The sequence below is a fragment of the Candidatus Nitrosocaldus islandicus genome (genome assembly GCF_002906215.1).
Classification (GTDB): Archaea; Thermoproteota; Nitrososphaeria; order Nitrososphaerales; family Nitrosocaldaceae; genus Nitrosocaldus; species Nitrosocaldus cavascurensis.
This window is the reverse complement of record NZ_CP024014.1, coordinates 461525-477992: the sequence shown is the minus strand read 5'-3', so window position 1 is coordinate 477992 and position 16468 is coordinate 461525. Positions and strand designations below refer to the sequence as shown.

The window sequence follows — 16468 nt, the reverse complement described above, 5'->3', positions numbered from 1 at the left end:
AATAATAACCATTACATTGAGAGGTTGAAGCATATCTAACTGAAGAGCGATGTTATCAAGTCCATCACCTTCCTATACTCAGTCTCCCCCCATTGCTCATACACATTTGCAAATACAGCCTCTGCTGCAAGTTTAGGGGCAACCCCTTGCTTTATAAGCTTTGCAAATGCTATACTCTCCCTTATGCTAGGGCTATAGTAGAGTTCTTCTACAGATGCAGCCTCTCTTAGCGTATTTGCAAGCTTTACTGCTCTCCTTACAATCTCCTCATCCTTGCTGCTCAACTGTACATGTGCACCTATTATCTTCATCTCAGTCTCTGCTGGAGGGTACTCCATCCTTATCCTAACAGGGAACCTGCTAAGGAGTTGTGGGGGCAACTCCTTAGTGCCCATGTGGGAGAGTGGGTTTATAGTTGCTATAACGAACCAATCATCTCTAGCCTTGATTATCTGCCCTCCTGCCTCCTTCAGCACTATCTGCCTCCTATCATCTAACGCTTCATCAAGCCTTAGCAGTACATCTGCCTCTGCAGCATTCAACTCATCAAGGTAGAGTATGGAGCCATTCTTCATAGACTTGATCAACAGACCTTCAACGAACTCAACATTGCCATTGTGTATGGTCTGCATACCTATGAGATGGCTCTCCCTTGTACGTAGAGAGAAGTTTATTGTGTACAGTTCTTTATTACGCATATGCGCAAACTTTCTCACCAGTGTTGTCTTGCCAGTACCCTTTGCCCCTATTATAAGCACGAATATGCCTGCATCATATGCCTTATTCAGTATCTCCAGAGAGTTATTCCAGTCTATATAGACTGGCTCAACTTGGCTAAGCATACAGCCTCTTATAGCATATTAATTAATATAAAGTTTGCCTAGTGCTAGCAAGCATCTAGCATGATGCTAGTTAACCTTTATAGCATTAAGGTATAGCTTTGATAGGACTACGTTAGAGCATCAAGCGTTATCTTAACCTTACAGTCGTTGCAGTAGAACTCATCCTTGTATATGCATAGACACTTGTTCCTTGCATATATGCTTGGTCTCTTGCTCTTTAACGCCTTCTCATAGTCTATGAACTCTAATGCAAGCAGGTTGCATCGCATGCATATAACATCATGCCCCTTATGTTCAATAATATGTTTATCCTTTGCCTCTTCACTACCACCCCTTGCATCCTTATTCCTCTCCCCCTCCTCCTTCAATTCTTCTTCCCCATCCAATCTGTGTCGATTATTGGGTATGGTATGTGGTATAAAATCCTTTTAATTTTACGCTTGGTTTGTTGCATAACTAGTCTATCACTGTTATTCAGGCTATACTACTATCATCCTTATCAATTATTTAATGCTCATACTTGCTTTGTTGCATAACTAGTGAATATCGTCATTCCACAACGTTATCAGCACTATAAACCATGTTAAATTTACTAGATATGCTTATTATTGCCTATATCAGAACATATATTGCGAATCTCATAGTTGTGCAACAAAGCACTGTTAGGTAGTTATTCAACAAATTATGAGTAGCAGATAATTAAACCAACCATAACAACTCCTCTCTATCTGCATGCTATTAACATACTACTACTGCTCTACCTACTTACCTACCTACCTATCTCCCTCTTATGCAGTCTTGAGAGATGGTAGAGCGTTCTCTTCAGCACATCTATGCTTGCTATATACTCATCTATGCTCACATGCTCATCTGCAGAATGTGATGAGTGTGCATCACCAGGCCCATATGTGACTATTGGTATGTTGAGAGCATTGCCTAGAATATTCATATCCCCTGTACCGCTCTTCCTTATGAGCATTGGTCTCTTGCCTCTAACATCCATCACTGCAAGTACAAGTGCCCTAACAAGGGGCGAGTCATGCCTTGCCTCAAATGCCTCTGTCCTATCCTCTATGCTATACTCTACCTTGATACCCTTCTTCTCTGCTACCCTGTTAAGTGTAAGGTCGAGTAGGTTAAGCACGTTCAATGTACTTAACCCGTTTGGAACCCTGATATCTATGGTTAGGGAGCATCTTGCAGGGGTTACGTTATGACTACTGCCTCCCTTTATCTCTGTTATACAGTATGTTAAGCCTTTGTTGTTCATGCTAGCAAGTGCATCCTTTATGCTCTGCCAGAGTTCATAAGCCTCCTCTATGGCATTACCAGCAAGCATTGGTGCACTTGCATGTGCACTATCACCAACATCGCATGTTATGTTGAACGCTACCCTCCCCTTGTATGCTATAGTTATCTTCTCCAACCCGCTAGGCTCACCAAATATGGCATAGTCAGCATCTATGCTATTCCTCATCAGATTCTTTATCCCTGTTGCATTACCCTCCTCATCAACAAGTCCAGCAAAGGTTATAGTACCACAGTCCCTAGCAAGTGATGCTGCAAGCAACAATGCTAGAAGGGGAGCCTTTGCATCAGATGCCCCTCTCCCATATATCAGCCCATCCCTTATGCTTACAGGTATATACCCTGGAACAGTGTCCATATGCCCGCAGAGGAGTACCCTAGGACTACCATAGCCCTTCCTTGCTATAACATTACCAACATCATCCATGTGAACATGCTCGAAGCCAAGTTCGCTTGATGCTTTCTCAGCAATAAGCCTTGCCAAGGGATACTCCTGCTTTGATGGAGTGTACAACTCCAATGCTTGCTTGAGGAGTTCTATTGCATACGAGTTTGATACTGTAACCATACTCTTCCTCTCTTCCTCCCTTCCTCCCTTACTACCTCTCTCCTCCCTCTCTCCCTCTACCTCTACCTCTCCCTCCTCCTATTCTCTTTGCACTATATAGTCTATCATCTCATCTGCTATCTTTGAATTAGATACCCTAGCAACGTTCTTGAACTCAGTTGTAGGATTGACCTCATGAACAAGCAATCCTTTAGCCTCATCCTCCATGAGATCAACACCAACAACCTCACCATTTACTGCCTTGCATGCCCTTATGCATGTATCCTCCAACTCCTTGCTTATTGGACATGGCTCTGCTTTACCTCCTAGAGCCATGTTTGTCTTCCACTGCCCATCTCCAGCATACCTGTATATCGCTCCAAGCACTCTATCACCAGCAACTATTGCCCTTATATCCCTTGGTGGTCTTCTAACATACTCTTGAAGGTAGTATATCTGATATAGGGGGAACATATGCTCTCTATCCTCAACAACTGCTTCAGCAGCATCCCTATCCCTTATCAGTGCTATAAGCCTACCCCAACTACCAACTGTGGGTTTAAGCACAACAGGGTAGCCTAGAGCATCTATTGCCTTGAAGACTGTATCCTGTGTGAATGCAAGCATGCTCCTAGGTGCCTTTATACCATGCTTAACAAGGGCTAGATGAGCAAAGAGCTTGTTCCCTGCTATAACACTGCACTGGAATGGGTTTATCACCCTGTAACCTTTGCCCTCTAGTGCAGCAGTGAGATGGAGGTTCCTAAAGTAACTAACACATCTCTGCAAGAGTATGCTATTATGGCCATCAACCTCTATGCTAGAGCCATGGATTATACTACTACTATTGTTGCTACTATTGCCATTAAGATCAATCAAAATATCCTTGCTATCGAGCATCTTAACGTACAAGCCCTTCCTTACTGCAGCCTCGTAGAGTGCCTTCTCCTCCCACCTTACTAGATCGTAGAGTATGTAGAGTTTGCTTACTGACCCCAATCCTCTCCAACGACTTGCGCAGGTTTGATATTAAATCCTTCCCCTTGCCTCTCAAGTTCGTAACTTGCTCCACAGTCTGGGCATGTGAGTATCTCACCCTCTATTGCATCGCTAGGTACCTTAAGATCCGCCTCGCACTCAAGGCATCTAACTTTGATCATAACAGGCTAGTCAATGAGAGGTTAATTATACTTTGCTAAACACCTCTAGCATATGATGGTAGATCAACCCATTTACCATCCTTGTAGACTATGCTATAGGAGGCTAGTGGGACCTGTTCTCCATTTATATCAGTAACCAGTAAGATGGTATAGACATCATCCCTCATCGATGGGTTTATTGACGCTTCTATATGGAAGTTGTTGCCATCTATAATCCATCTCTCTGCCAAATAAACTCTCTCAGTATAGTAGTAGCCTGGTGGAGGAGGTGGGTATATAGCATAAACAGCACGAGCCGCATGTTACACCTCCTCCATATGAATAGCAATTAGGAGTATTATTATTATTCAACTCTATACTGCTCATCTTTCTACAAAGGATCATAATATACTGCTAGAACAACTGGTCTAACATTTGTATTTGGCTCTATGTATATCCTACAGCTCATTACAATGGGATTGTCAAGATAACATTTATGCTTGCTATTCTAATTACTCTCATAAATGGATTAGACTACATTATTAGCCTAGTAAGAGAGTCCAATATATTCAAGAGGAATAAGGTACCTTTAGAGGATATAGTTCTTGCTGCACTTTTGCACTACTCTGGCTTATCATTAAGAGCATATTAGATGGAAGGTTATCATATGAAGCTGTTAGGCAATGAGTGGTACCATGCTCTTAAGAGCATATTAAAGAAGCCTGAGAAGAAGTATAGGAGGATTATTACAGTAGATAAGCAAGACAAAGCTTAATGGTGAGCATGTCTATGTATTATGCTAGAGATGTCGATGCAAAAGATATACTTGCTTTAATGGTATCATACACTAAGCTCATTAGACGCAGAGATATTCAAGCAGATACTCAAGTACTCTGAGGATAAACCATTAATACTGGTAGATAAGGCATGGTATGTATTAGTAGATGCATTAATGCTAGGCTTAGAGTATGAGTGAGCATTGCTAGAGGTAAGAGGAATAGCATAGAATCCTAGTTTGCAATGCTGAAGAGAAGGCTTGGAGCATTCTACATACAATAACTTTCCTTTAAGATCATCCATCATCTAAACAGATCTAACATTATTCATAGATATACAATCTGGAGAAGAGGATTATCTTGATTGCGTGATAAGTAAGTAGATGCACTTAGTATAGGAACTGTTTGCTAGTATATACTATTGATCACTTTGATCTTTTAACTGCTTAACCTATCTACTACTACCTACTACAAGATGTTATGTTAGTAGTACATCTATTAGTATAGATGATCTCTTCCCTATATCTCAATTCTAATTATTGGCAATTCAATGGTATCAGTATTATCTTGACAATCACAAGATGGTGAGATTAGATTGTTTATAACTTAGATGATATGGTCTAGCATCATGCTATACTGTATAACAGACTATCAACCACGTACAAGTAATATAACACTTGCATGTGTTCCAGCAGCAGCCATGTTATGCACCAACCCTATTCTACAATCCTTTATCTGCCTACTTCCTGCCTTGTGCATCAACTGTCTTGTAACCTCAACAACTTGGGCAATGCCAGTTGCGCCAGATGAATGCCCTCTACCCAATACACCTCCATCTGTATTAACTGCTGGTATACTTATCCTACCCTCTACAGCATAACCTCCCTTACCCTTCTCAACGAAGCCCAGATCCTCATATGCTAGTATCTCAAGTATTGTGAATGAGTCATGGACTTGAGCAACATCAACCATCTCTGGTCTTACATTACCCATCTTGTACGCTTGTCTTGCAGCATCTACAGTTACATGCATCGTTGTAAGATCTATGCTGTTTATACTAGCACCAATGCTACTTGAGCCTATACCCTTTATCCATACTGGTTCTCTACATACACTCTTTGCAATATCTGCACTTGCCAAGAGTATAGATGCTGCTCCATTACATGCTATAGAGCAATCGTAGAGCCTTAATGGTTCAACTACAGGCTTTGATCTCAACACATCATCAACATCTACAGCACCCTTGTCATAAAAGTATGCCTTCTCATTCGTTAAAGCACTCCTTCTGTTCTTAACAGCAACCATGGCAAGATGCTCCCTGCTTGTTCCAAACTCCTGCATATGCTTCTTAGCATACAATGCAGCCCAGTGTGCAGGATGCCTCATATCTCCTCTTGCTACATCCCAGTCCAAGAGCATACCTGAGTTGCTAGAATCAAACCCAACAACAAGTGCTAGATTGGATAGTCCAGATGCTATGTATGAGTATGCTGCTATTAGCGCATCTGCTCCAGAACTACACATACTCTCTACCCTATTCACTATCCTTGCCCTTATGCCTAGCATATCAGCAAGTATGCTTGCTGTATATGTACTGCTATCTGTTGTTGAGGTTATTAGAGCATCTATCCCATCCTTCAATGATCTTGCATCATACTCCATATTGCTAAACATATCAACAACAGATTGGAGAGCAAGTTCATAGAGTGAGTACTTTGAAGCCTCATCCCTGTTGAACCTTGCTAAACCATAGCCTACTATAGCAACATTAGCATTAGTATTGACATTAACATCAGCATCCCTCATCTCTAACCACCTCCTCCATCATATGCTCAAATACGATGTAATCCTCCTCAGCATTATATACTGGATTTATAAGAAGTATGGGTAGATCTATACCCTTTATGAACGATCTAAGTTGCTTTATACAATCATCTATGCTACCTGCCAATGCAAGTGAGCTGAGCATTCTATCACTTACAAGCATGTGTATATCCTTGAGTCCATTCCTCCTATACTCTTCCCTTATATGCTCAACCTCATCCTTGAATCCATGCTCTGCCAAGAATCTAGCGTATATAGAGCCTACTGCAGTGTAGAACGCTATGCTCTTCTTAGCCCTCTCAATAGCCCTTTGAGCATCGTTAGAGACTGCTGTTATAAGAACTAATGCAACATCTAACCTTGGATTTATACCCTTTAGCATCCTAACTTGCTTATCCAACTCATTCATAGGCATGAGGAATAGGATTGCGCCATCACCAACCTCACCAGCAAGCTTTAGCATACCTTGGTTGGTTGCTGCTATGTATATTGGTATATTGCTCCTTAGAGGCTTAAAGCCTAGCCTCATACCCTTAACCTTTACAACTCTTCCATTGTAATCAACCCTCTCCCCTCTTGATATAAGCCTTATAACATCAACATACTCCTTCATCCTCGCTATATTATTCTTGAACTCTAAACCATGCCAGTCCTCAGCAAGCCTCTTGCTCCCTGCTCCTAAACCTAGCACTGCTCTACCATTAGAGTATAGATCTAGAGTGTTAATTGCCATTGCAGTACTTGCTGCACTCCTAGCATATATGTTGACTATAGCAGTACCTAGCATAACACTTCTCGTTAGTGATGCTATGTATGAGAGTGTTACAAACGCATCTCTACCCCATGACTCTGGCACCCATATGGAGTGCAGATTCATGCTCTCTGCTCTCCTTGCATACTCTATAACCTGTCTATCATCCAAGAGCATCCCTAGGCTTATCCCTATCCTCCTTCTCCTTCCTTCTTCCCCTTCTCCTTCCTTCATCTCCTCTTCTTCCTCTTCCTCTTCTTCTACTATCGCTATTGCTTATACTATTATTATTACCCATCTCTATAATCATCTTTTGTACTCCTTCAACTCCTTACTTGCCTCTTCAACATCCTTGTGTGTATCTATAGATCTCCAGTACACATCCTTATACTTTACAGCATAAAGCATCCCCTTGCTTGCTAGTTGCGGGAATGTATCATACTCTATACTCCCCTTATCTGGAAGGTATGCTAGTACATCATGGTTAAGGCAGTAGACTCCAGCATTTATCCAGAACTGATCAAGCTTAGGCTTCTCCCTAAAACCAGTTATCCTTGAGTCACTACCCATCTCAACTATTCCATATGGGCTTGGTAATGGAACCACAGCTATGCTATTGTTCTGCATCATAACCATCCTTGCTATGTTAAGATCGGTTATGATATCACCATTAACAACTATGAACCTCTCCTCACCATTCAGAAGGGGTTTAGCATTCTTAATAGCCCCTCCAGTACCCAATGGTTCATCCTCAACAACATAATCTATGCTCACTGAGTACCTGCTACCATTGCCAAGATAATCCATTATACGCTCTCTCATGTAGCCAACGCAGAGTATAAGTTCATCTATACCATTGAGTTTGAGCCATTCTATCTGCCATGCTACTATTGGCTTCTCAAGTACCTCAACCATTGGCTTTGGTCTATCATCAGTTAGAGGCTTCAACCTCTTCCCAAACCCTCCAGCAAGTATTATAGCCTTCATTGAAGAAGATGCAAAACAGGTTTATAATAAACTCATCCTTTTGCTATCCTACTATCAACTCTATGATGCTTTTTCATGCTTCTACATTGGTAACTGTTACTTACTTATTCAGTTAACCTGAAGTGTATCTCCTGATAACACTCTACGCACACCTCCTCATCATTGGTATGCTCACATGAAAGCATCCTCTTCACTTCCCTTTTGCATATTGGGCATATAGGCATTATATTACTTTATAATACATTGTGATAAATATATCAAGTCATATCTATATCTGAGAAGCCCTTATCCTTTATACTCTCAACATACTTCCTTATTATCTCCCTAACACAATCATGACATATTATGTAAACCTTCTGCTCTACAGGCACTAGCACAAATTCATTAGTATCTCTATGACATCTCACACACTCTACCATTAATTGTATGGTTTAAGCATATACTATTTATAAATTCTTATTCTGCTCATACCATCCTTGCTATCTTTGCATCTCTGAACCTCTTTATTATTCCTAATGCTATCACAAGTGCACCAAGCCCTGTTACAGGTGCTGAGCCAGCAACAGCTCCTCCTATTGCTATCAACACACCATTTATGATGAGCATTATCCACACAAAGGTTGAGACCTCTCTAGCAATGAAGAACGTTGCTATGGATAGTGCTATAGCAGAACCTCCAAATGCTAACCCTCTAACCATTGCATTGACAGGCAGAAACCCAGTCTCCTTTGCACCCTCTCCATCCATGCTCCTGCTTGCTGCCTCATCTACACCGTATATTATGAGGAGTACTAGAGCAGCTATAACAAGACCCTTTGCAATCTTCAACATGATATATATTGATGTCATCCCGTTAATAAACTATAATACTGCATATGCTAGATGAGTTATGTTAGCAGAAGGTCATACCTTATATACTTTGCAATGTATGGTATATCATCAACACCCATCTCCTTTATGTATGGTATACTCCCTATAACTGGTACCCTACTCAACTCCTGTATAATGCTTCCAGCATTAACCTCAACAATACTGCTGTGATCTATCATATTCATTATTATACCAATAACCTCAACCCCTCTTCTCTTACATGCCTCAACTGTTAGCAGTGTATGGTTTATAGTTCCTAGCCTTGCTCTAGCAACTATCAGTGCTGGCAATTCAAGATCTCTTATGAGGTCAAGTACATAGTAATCCTTCTTTATCGGTACCATAACGCCACCTATACCCTCTACAACGATGAACTCATGCCTCTCCTTCAACCTCTTGTATGCTTTGAATACTCTCTCAATATCAACATCCTGTTTAAGCACAATACTTGCCATGTATGGTGCTGCCTCTAAAGCAAGGAATACAGGGTTAACAAGTTCATGCTCCTCACTGCTTAGGCATGAGTACTTTGCAATGATCTCAGCATCTGTAGACTTGAATACTACATCTCTATCTATACCCGTTGCTATTGGCTTCATCCCTACAGCATCTATACCATCGCTACGTAAAGCATGGACTATCGCTGCTGTAACCAGCGTCTTGCCTACGCCAGTATCTGTACCAGTTACGAATACTCCGCCTCCACTACCATTGCTCCATCCATCATCATCATCGATGCTAATGCTAGTACCAATATCCATTATGCATCCATCTTAATTATTATATTTATTTGTGGGCTAGTTTATCATCTGTTTGGTTTGAATGAATGGTGTTAGCATTAAGATGAACTTACTTGGTCTAGTGCTAGGTCCACTGGTATTCCTTGCAGTATTCCTCATGGGAGGGATGATAGTTATAGATGTAGGTGCAAGGACAGTGTTGGCATTGGTAGCATGGATGGTTGTATGGTGGATAACTAATGCTATCCCACTGTATGCAACTGCACTACTCCCATTGGTTGTGCTCCCAGCATCCAACGTTATGCAGATAGGCAGTATTGCTGTGAACTATGCTGATAGGACTATATTCCTCCTACTTGGTAGCCTCATGCTTGCTAGAGCAATAGAGATGGCAGGGTTGCATAGGAGGTTTGCTATAAGGATGCTACTCATCCTAGGCAATGATAGCAAGAGCATGCTAGGAGGGTTCATCCTAGTTACTGCTCTCCTTAGTGCGTTCATGAGTAATACTGTAGTTGCTGCAATGATGATCCCTTTAGCATTATCGATAATATCGGTTATGGAGGAGGGGCATAGGAGGAGGATTGCACCAGCGCTTATGATAGTCATAGCATACTCTGCAAGCATAGGAGGGGTTATTACACTTGTGGGCACACCTCCAAATCTGATATTTGCATCTATAGCAAGCAATATGGGTTATGATGTAACATTCCTCTCATGGCTCCCTATAGGGCTTCCAGTAGGCTCAATACTCCTGCTACTACTCTGGCTCTACCTGCTTTACGTGCATAGGTTGAGGGATGTTAAGATTATAGAGAGTAGGGATGTTGTTATCAACGAAGCCAATAGACTTGGAAGGATAAGCAGGAGGGAGAAGGCTGTTCTAGCAGTCTTCATAGCAACCATAGCAGCATGGATGAGCAGAAGTGTATGGGGTTCATACCTCCCAAGTATTGATGATGCTGTTATAGCAGTATCTGCAGCACTCTTGCTCTTTGCAATAAGGGTTAAGGATTCAGATGAGAGTAAGGAGGATGGTGCTAGCGTAAAGGATAAGGGTAGAGCAGGAGTAGGAGAGGTTAGGCTCTTAACATGGGATGAGGCATCAAGGATACCCTGGGGTGTGCTAGTGCTCATAGGAGGAAGCCTTGCACTTGCAAATGCATTCACAGCAACAGGGTTAGACAAGATCGTTGCATCATCCCTAGCCATAGAGGCAAGTCCTTCACTCATGGTACTATTCATAACAGCAGTAACTGTATTCATAACTGAGTTGATGAGTAATACAGCAGTAGCAACACTCATGCTTCCTGTAGTTAGCAGTGTAGCAGAGCATATTGGTATGGAGCCATTGCAACTCATGCTTGCAGCAACGCTAGCAGCGACCCTAAGCTTCATGCTCCCAGTAGCAACTCCTCCAAATGCTATGGCATTTGCATCTGGCTACCTTACTGTAGCGTACATGATAAGGATGGGGTTCATAATGAACCTCTTAAGTATAGCAGTGATAACAGCAATTATATACATTATAACACCATATGTTAGATTCTAATATCATTATGCCTCTCCTCTCTTCTTTCTTCATATCCTTATCCATCTCCATAACATACATACCGATTACCAACATCCCTCCTGCCCTGGTTGCATTACTCACGTACTCACTCACTCACATTCCAACCTCTGGAGGCACTCATCAATGGATTGTAATCTCTAACAATACCCCATATGGCAAGGTTGGTGATTCACGAAGCTATGTATACAGTCTTGAACATAATACAGTAATCAAATCCCTAATATAATGGCTCCAGTATCTCTCAACACATACATCAAGAATTAGATACCATTGCATGATGCAACGATACAGTAGCATAGAAACTGGTATAATTGATCAACCAATCCTATCTATTTTTATTCTGATTTATTCTAATTGTATGTTAACCCATGTTTCAAACAAGCTCTAACAAGAGGATAAGATTATGTATATGTAATAAAGACTGTATAGTATGCATGAGCATTATACGTATAAAAACGGTAATCTTAAAACCAAAGACAAAGCATACGTATGGCATCCATACACACAGATGAGCGATTGGTTTAGGATTGATGCACCAGTTATAGTTAGGGGAGAGGACTTCTACCTTATAGATGATAGGGGCAATAGGTATCTTGATGGGGTAGCAAGCATGTGGTGCAATGTATGGGGGCATTCAAGGAAGGAGATTGTAGATGCTATAGTAGAGCAGGCTAAGGTGTTGCAGCATTCAACCCTCTTTGGTCTATGTAATGAACCTTCAATAGTGCTTGCTGAATTGCTTGTAAAGATGACAAAGGGTATGGGCAAGGTATTCTACAGTGATGATGGCTCAACAGCAATGGAGGTAGCGATAAAGATGGCTATACAGTATTGGTATAACAAGTTAGGAAGTAATAAGAGGAGAGAGATCATTGCATTAGAGAATGGATACCATGGAGATACAATAGGAGCAATGTCCATAGGCTATATAGAGCACTTCTTCAAACCTTACAAGCCATTGCTCTTCAAGGTTAGGCATGTACCCTCTCCCTATCTATACAGGAAGAGCAGGGAGATGAGCGATGCTGACTATGTGCAGTACTGCATAGATATGCTTGAGCATGAACTGAAGAGAGGTGAGGGTAGGGTAGCAGCAGTAGTAATGGAGAGTGGTGCACAGATAGCTGGAGGAGTAATAGTATACCCAGATGGGTATCAGAGAGAGGTTAGTAGGTTATGCAAGAGGTATGATACGCTACTTGTGCTGGATGAGGTTGCAACAGGGCTAGGAAGGTTAGGCTCCATGGTTGAGTACATTGCTCAGGATAGCATGCCAGATATAGTTGCGTTTGGGAAGATGCTCACAGCGGGGTATCTGCCTTTGGCAGCAACTCTAGCAAGTGATGAGATCTTCAATGCATTCCTTGGCAAGTATGATGAGGGGAAGCATCTCTTCCATGGACATACATTCACTGGCAATCCTATAGCATGTGCATGTGCAGTAGCAAACCTAAGACTGTATGAGCAGGAAAGGTTGATCTCAAAGGTTAAGAGTAGTTCAGCATTGTTGGCTGAGAGGCTTGAGGAGTTCAGAGGCTACCCTATAGTTGGGGATGTTAGGCATAAGGGTATGCTTGCTGCCATTGAACTGGTTAAGGGTAATAGCAATAGCAATAGCAAGAGTAATAGCAAGAGCAAGGACCCCCTATTAACCCTCTCTGATGGGAGAAGGATAAACTATGCTATAATGGAGGAGGCTCTCAAGCGTGGTCTCTTCATTAGACCATTGGGTCATATAATGCTCATAGTACCTCCACTTGCCATAGGTAGAGAGGAGTTGAATATGCTCATTGATAAGGCGTTGGAGGTTGTTGGTACAATAAGCAAGTTGGTATAGCAATAATAACAACAACAACTACAACTACAACTTGTTGGTGCCGCCGGCGTGATTTGAACACGCGACACCTCGGTCTTCAGCCGAGTGCTCTCCCAGGCTGAGCTACGGCGGCACGCTAGAGTAATTAATTCATCCAACACCGATTTATTTGCTTTTGTCACCTGCCAGAAATGTTATTTATTGTTAGTCTTGCCTTGCCTACTCTTTCTTATTCTTCCATGGTACATCCTCTACACCTTTACGTCTGTTCATAACTCTAGCAAGGATAAAGAGTAGTGATGAGAGCCTGTTCATATATGCAATAAGATTATCACTCACATTCCCACTCTCATCCTTAAGTGCAACTATAACACGTTCAGCCCTCCTTGCTATTGCTCTAGCAAGATGGAGTAATGAAGCCTCTCTGCTTCCCCCTGGAAGTATAAAGTATGCTATAGAGCCTGCCTCCTCCTCATACCTATCTATGACCTCTTCAAGCTTCTTAACCATCTCAATGCTTACCTTAGGTGTTGATTCACTCATATCTGGATCTGCCAACTCCGCTCCAGCAATGAAGAGATCGTTCTGCACACCTTCCAGCACAACCTTTACATCCTCCTCATCTATGAATGATATGCATAAACCTATGGCAGAGTTCAACTCATCTATATTGCCATATGCCTCCACCCTTAATGCTGCCTTTGATACCCTCTTCCCACCAAGTAATGATGTGTAGCCTTTATCCCCTCCTCTAGTGTATATCTTTGCCATGCGTATGGTATTACATGATAAGGTTTAAACGTAACTTTCTCCCCATCAATCATGGGCATGGGTCATGCTAGGTATGTATTTGCTCTAACGATGATGAGTTTTAGCATGGCCATAGTTCTTGCTATATCTGCTATTATAATAGATTATTATATACTGGGCAAGAGTAGTAGTGTTAAGGTGGATATAAGGGAGGCTACAGATGATCTCATAAAGGGTAACGTGCTTAAGAGCATAATCAATGAACTCTCAAAGATAGCAGGTAGCGATGTAGGAAAGAGCAATGGTGAGTATATAGTAAGTAACTGATCACGCATTATATGCTCCAAATGATTCGTCCTGAAAGCATGAATACTTTCAGTAATGATAATCTATGCATAGCATATATACTTCATTCACCATATTTCAAGTATGAGCAAAGAATCAAAGGTTAGATGCCCCTACTGTGAATCAACATTTAACAGCAAGGAGGAGTTATCAAAGCATATAGATAGGATGCACATAGGGCCTGGGGTGCTTGAAGGAGATACAAGGAAGCTCTAGTTGAAATAAATTTTTCTATACCTATATATCACTTCTATCTTTCTATAAATAATGAGGAAAATAGCTACAATAATGATAATTAGTGTTGTAGCACACTTCTATATCCATTTAGTGTAATTAATGGAGGTGTAGAGCATATGAAGAGGGTTAAGGAGGAGGTTATAGATAGAGGTGTAGAGGTATTCAAGGCGGAATCGCAGAGAGGTGATCTCATACAGATATTTGAGATAAATGGTAACCCTGCAATGGGCTGGGAGGCTGGCGATAAGAATAGCCTAGTAATATTGGATGGTAAGGTTATAAGCAGTGAACCATCATCCTATCCAGCAGTAGTAGCAGTGATAGATCAGAAGGAACTTTTTACTATGGTGTTAGTGGTTATGTACCAATGGCTGAGTTGAAGAAGATACTAGAGTCGTTAGAGAAGCCAAGAATTAACCATCAACCATAACATTATATATTTTTAGGCTGCTAGTAGTAATCTCATGCTAGAGTTCTTCCTTACTGCATGTAGATTGAAGAGGGTTAAGAGGAAGGGATGGCTTGTAAAGGCAAATGTTAGTAGGGATGATGCTGAGTCCGTAGCAGATCACTCATATATGCTAGCATTAATTGCTATGATCATTGCTGATGCTAAAGGCTTGGATACATGTAAGACTATGAGGATGGCACTCCTGCATGATATTGCAGAATCGATAACAGGTGATTATATGCCAGAGGAGATAGAGCAGAAGGAGAAGAGGATGCTGGAGCATGATGCTATGCTTAAACTGCTCACCATGCTCCCTGAAGGTTTAAGGGATGAATACTCAAGGTTATGGGATGAATATCTCAACTGCAGGAGTGAGGAGGCTAGACTTGTACATGAACTTGACAAGGTTGAGATGGTTATTCAGGCTAGATGCTATGAGGATATGGGCTATACTGATGTGTTGAGGAGGTTCTACTCCTACGCTGAGCCGTATGTGAGCGATGATATTGCAAGGAAGTTACTATCATCAATCAATAGTTGAGTAGCAATGCTATCTGCAATCTCATCCAACTACATACAATGGTATCAATAAGTTAATACAAGATGATGGTCTTATCTTGTAGATTCTGCTTTGTTGCATAACTTGATAACATAGCAATTCCTTAACGTTATCAGCACTATAAACTATGTTAAATTTACTAAATACGCTTATCTATTGCCTATATAAGTACATATATTGCGGATTTTAGTTATACAACAAAACAAATCTCAGCATACTCCTTTGCCCTCTCAAACCAATACCTTGGCCTTGCCTCTCTGTTGTAGATATCCCTAATATCCCTATCCACATATAATAATGGGCTACGAACCGAATGAGTGGTAGCCCCGGGCAGATTCGAACTGCCGTCACCAGGTCTCTCCTCTTTTACCCTATTCTATCCATAACCTCTCGGGATCCAGAGCCTGGCACTCAAGGGCCTAGCCCTCCTTGGCCACTAGACGACGGGGCTACCGTAGATATAGAATGATTCTACTCCATTATCTGTCTTTCTATTTATTCTGCACTCTCATGCTCTAGCCTACTTTGTACTTATCAGCCTTATTGCTTCCCCATAATCAAGCCATAGCCTCTTCCTCATGTATGGCACTAACTTCCAGTGTATACTGTACACCTCTCTATCCTTATCCTTAAGCAGGAGTCCCTTGACTATTAACGAGACAAAGCCTCCAGCAACCTTGCTCTTCATCTCATCACCATAGGAAGAGCAGAATGCGTCCCTCTTTGCATGATACTCCTCTATCGTGAACCATGGTTTGTTCAACTCAAGTATGAGTGGCCAGACTATGTTGTTCCATACTAACCTTCTATTCTCTGTACTTGATGCATATTTACCCTTCTCTCTACTCTTGCCCTTGCTCTTAATGCTACTCTCATCCTTACTGCTACTATTATTATTGATATGCTTATACCTTCCATCCTTGTCCTCTCTCAGCACATGCTTGTTACAGGTT

At 41.5% G+C, this 16468-nt stretch carries 21 protein-coding genes and 2 tRNA genes; 6 read left to right on the top strand and 17 right to left on the bottom strand.

Features of this window, described 5'->3' with window-relative positions:
- Window positions 1-35: 35 nt before the first annotated feature.
- The 13 genes from CRG89_RS02545 to bioD form a co-directional block, all read right to left on the bottom strand.
- Window positions 36-842 (bottom strand): AAA family ATPase, encoded by an 807-nt coding sequence (locus CRG89_RS02545; protein ID WP_103286795.1) that lies wholly within the window; start codon window positions 840-842, stop codon window positions 36-38.
- 107 nt (window positions 843-949) lie between these two features.
- Window positions 950-1210, bottom strand: a complete 261-nt coding sequence (locus CRG89_RS02540) for a hypothetical protein (RefSeq protein ID WP_148695251.1) — start codon at window positions 1208-1210, stop codon at window positions 950-952.
- A gap of 401 nt (window positions 1211-1611) precedes the next feature.
- Window positions 1612-2718, bottom strand: coding sequence for a M20/M25/M40 family metallo-hydrolase (locus CRG89_RS02535; RefSeq protein ID WP_103286793.1), 1107 nt, complete (start codon window positions 2716-2718; stop codon window positions 1612-1614).
- A 78-nt stretch (window positions 2719-2796) separates the two neighbouring features.
- On the bottom strand, window positions 2797-3696 hold the full coding sequence (gene lysX / locus CRG89_RS02530) for a lysine biosynthesis protein LysX (protein ID WP_103286792.1): 900 nt from the start codon (window positions 3694-3696) through the stop codon (window positions 2797-2799).
- Window positions 3684-3857, bottom strand: coding sequence for an alpha-aminoadipate/glutamate carrier protein LysW (lysW/argW, locus tag CRG89_RS02525; RefSeq protein ID WP_103286791.1), 174 nt, complete (start codon window positions 3855-3857; stop codon window positions 3684-3686). Before lysW/argW ends, lysX begins: the two co-directional genes overlap by 13 nt.
- Before the next feature lie 35 nt (window positions 3858-3892).
- Entirely contained in the window at window positions 3893-4087 is a 195-nt protein-coding gene (locus tag CRG89_RS02520; RefSeq protein ID WP_103286790.1) for a hypothetical protein, read from the bottom strand.
- Between the two features lie 1176 nt (window positions 4088-5263).
- A complete protein-coding gene (locus tag CRG89_RS02515) occupies window positions 5264-6418 on the bottom strand; it encodes a thiolase family protein (RefSeq protein WP_103286789.1) in 1155 nt (384 codons plus the stop codon).
- Window positions 6405-7421, bottom strand: a complete 1017-nt coding sequence (locus tag CRG89_RS02510; RefSeq protein WP_103286788.1) for an LLM class flavin-dependent oxidoreductase — start codon at window positions 7419-7421, stop codon at window positions 6405-6407. The genes CRG89_RS02515 and CRG89_RS02510 overlap by 14 nt, the downstream gene beginning before the upstream one ends.
- Complete coding sequence (locus tag CRG89_RS08600; protein WP_158648672.1) at window positions 7351-7497, bottom strand: hypothetical protein; 147 nt, start codon at window positions 7495-7497, stop codon at window positions 7351-7353. Before CRG89_RS08600 ends, CRG89_RS02510 begins: the two co-directional genes overlap by 71 nt.
- A complete protein-coding gene (locus tag CRG89_RS02505; protein ID WP_103286787.1) occupies window positions 7494-8174 on the bottom strand; it encodes a nucleotidyltransferase family protein in 681 nt (226 codons plus the stop codon). Before CRG89_RS02505 ends, CRG89_RS08600 begins: the two co-directional genes overlap by 4 nt.
- Before the next feature lie 257 nt (window positions 8175-8431).
- Complete coding sequence (locus CRG89_RS08595) at window positions 8432-8593, bottom strand: hypothetical protein (protein ID WP_158648671.1); 162 nt, start codon at window positions 8591-8593, stop codon at window positions 8432-8434.
- Window positions 8594-8639: 46 nt separating this feature from the next.
- A complete protein-coding gene (locus CRG89_RS02500; RefSeq protein WP_148695252.1) occupies window positions 8640-9005 on the bottom strand; it encodes a hypothetical protein in 366 nt (121 codons plus the stop codon).
- A gap of 56 nt (window positions 9006-9061) precedes the next feature.
- Window positions 9062-9805, bottom strand: a complete 744-nt coding sequence (gene bioD, locus CRG89_RS02495) for a dethiobiotin synthase (RefSeq protein ID WP_103286785.1) — start codon at window positions 9803-9805, stop codon at window positions 9062-9064.
- 82 nt (window positions 9806-9887) lie between these two features.
- Between bioD and CRG89_RS02490 the strand changes: the two genes are divergently transcribed.
- Entirely contained in the window at window positions 9888-11336 is a 1449-nt protein-coding gene (locus CRG89_RS02490) for an SLC13 family permease (RefSeq protein ID WP_158648670.1), read from the top strand.
- 451 nt (window positions 11337-11787) lie between these two features.
- The gene (bioA, locus tag CRG89_RS02485; protein ID WP_103286783.1) at window positions 11788-13194 is read left to right on the top strand and encodes an adenosylmethionine--8-amino-7-oxononanoate transaminase; all 1407 of its coding nucleotides are present in this window, start codon (window positions 11788-11790) and stop codon (window positions 13192-13194) included.
- Window positions 13195-13229: 35 nt separating this feature from the next.
- On the opposite strand, the gene CRG89_RS02480 is transcribed toward bioA, so the two are convergent.
- Together CRG89_RS02480 and CRG89_RS02475 are read right to left on the bottom strand one after the other, a co-directional pair.
- Window positions 13230-13306, bottom strand: a tRNA-Phe gene (locus tag CRG89_RS02480).
- An 86-nt stretch (window positions 13307-13392) separates the two neighbouring features.
- Window positions 13393-13944, bottom strand: coding sequence for a cob(I)yrinic acid a,c-diamide adenosyltransferase (locus CRG89_RS02475; protein ID WP_103286782.1), 552 nt, complete (start codon window positions 13942-13944; stop codon window positions 13393-13395).
- A gap of 51 nt (window positions 13945-13995) precedes the next feature.
- Between CRG89_RS02475 and CRG89_RS02470 the strand changes: the two genes are divergently transcribed.
- From CRG89_RS02470 to CRG89_RS02460, 4 genes are all read left to right on the top strand, one after another.
- Complete coding sequence (locus tag CRG89_RS02470) at window positions 13996-14250, top strand: hypothetical protein (protein WP_103286781.1); 255 nt, start codon at window positions 13996-13998, stop codon at window positions 14248-14250.
- A gap of 102 nt (window positions 14251-14352) precedes the next feature.
- The gene (locus CRG89_RS08940; RefSeq protein ID WP_172437528.1) at window positions 14353-14484 is read left to right on the top strand and encodes a C2H2-type zinc finger protein; all 132 of its coding nucleotides are present in this window, start codon (window positions 14353-14355) and stop codon (window positions 14482-14484) included.
- A gap of 137 nt (window positions 14485-14621) precedes the next feature.
- Window positions 14622-14885, top strand: a complete 264-nt coding sequence (locus tag CRG89_RS02465; RefSeq protein ID WP_103286780.1) for a hypothetical protein — start codon at window positions 14622-14624, stop codon at window positions 14883-14885.
- Between the two features lie 84 nt (window positions 14886-14969).
- Complete coding sequence (locus tag CRG89_RS02460) at window positions 14970-15497, top strand: HD domain-containing protein (protein ID WP_103286779.1); 528 nt, start codon at window positions 14970-14972, stop codon at window positions 15495-15497.
- A 336-nt stretch (window positions 15498-15833) separates the two neighbouring features.
- Here the strand turns inward: CRG89_RS02460 and CRG89_RS02455 are convergent.
- Window positions 15834-15966 (bottom strand) — tRNA-Gln (locus CRG89_RS02455).
- 69 nt (window positions 15967-16035) lie between these two features.
- Window positions 16036-16452 carry a hypothetical protein gene (locus tag CRG89_RS02450; RefSeq protein ID WP_197706597.1) on the bottom strand — a complete coding sequence of 139 codons (417 nt, stop codon included), beginning with the start codon at window positions 16450-16452 and terminating at the stop codon, window positions 16036-16038.
- Window positions 16453-16468: the final 16 nt, after the last annotated feature.

Bases quoted from the DNA above. Each gene is read 5' to 3' on its own strand.
- CRG89_RS02545 (WP_103286795.1), bottom strand. From the start codon at position 842: ATGCTTAGCCAAGTTGAGCCAGTCTATATAGACTGGAATAACTCTCTG.
- CRG89_RS02535 (WP_103286793.1), bottom strand. From the start codon at position 2,718: ATGGTTACAGTATCAAACTCGTATGCAATAGAACTCCTCAAGCAAGCA.
- lysW/argW (WP_103286791.1), bottom strand. From the start codon at position 3,857: ATGATCAAAGTTAGATGCCTTGAGTGCGAGGCGGATCTTAAGGTACCT.
- CRG89_RS02515 (WP_103286789.1), bottom strand. From the start codon at position 6,418: ATGAGGGATGCTGATGTTAATGTCAATACTAATGCTAATGTTGCTATA.
- CRG89_RS02510 (WP_103286788.1), bottom strand. From the start codon at position 7,421: ATGAAGGAAGGAGAAGGGGAAGAAGGAAGGAGAAGGAGGATAGGGATA.
- CRG89_RS08600 (WP_158648672.1), bottom strand. From the start codon at position 7,497: ATGATTATAGAGATGGGTAATAATAATAGTATAAGCAATAGCGATAGT.
- CRG89_RS02505 (WP_103286787.1), bottom strand. From the start codon at position 8,174: ATGAAGGCTATAATACTTGCTGGAGGGTTTGGGAAGAGGTTGAAGCCT.
- CRG89_RS08595 (WP_158648671.1), bottom strand. From the start codon at position 8,593: ATGGTAGAGTGTGTGAGATGTCATAGAGATACTAATGAATTTGTGCTA.
- CRG89_RS02500 (WP_148695252.1), bottom strand. From the start codon at position 9,005: ATGTTGAAGATTGCAAAGGGTCTTGTTATAGCTGCTCTAGTACTCCTC.
- bioD (WP_103286785.1), bottom strand. From the start codon at position 9,805: ATGGATATTGGTACTAGCATTAGCATCGATGATGATGATGGATGGAGC.
- CRG89_RS02490 (WP_158648670.1), top strand. From the start codon at position 9,888: ATGAACTTACTTGGTCTAGTGCTAGGTCCACTGGTATTCCTTGCAGTA.
- bioA (WP_103286783.1), top strand. From the start codon at position 11,788: ATGCATGAGCATTATACGTATAAAAACGGTAATCTTAAAACCAAAGAC.
- CRG89_RS02475 (WP_103286782.1), bottom strand. From the start codon at position 13,944: ATGGCAAAGATATACACTAGAGGAGGGGATAAAGGCTACACATCATTA.
- CRG89_RS02470 (WP_103286781.1), top strand. From the start codon at position 13,996: ATGGGCATGGGTCATGCTAGGTATGTATTTGCTCTAACGATGATGAGT.
- CRG89_RS08940 (WP_172437528.1), top strand. From the start codon at position 14,353: ATGAGCAAAGAATCAAAGGTTAGATGCCCCTACTGTGAATCAACATTT.
- CRG89_RS02465 (WP_103286780.1), top strand. From the start codon at position 14,622: ATGAAGAGGGTTAAGGAGGAGGTTATAGATAGAGGTGTAGAGGTATTC.
- CRG89_RS02460 (WP_103286779.1), top strand. From the start codon at position 14,970: ATGCTAGAGTTCTTCCTTACTGCATGTAGATTGAAGAGGGTTAAGAGG.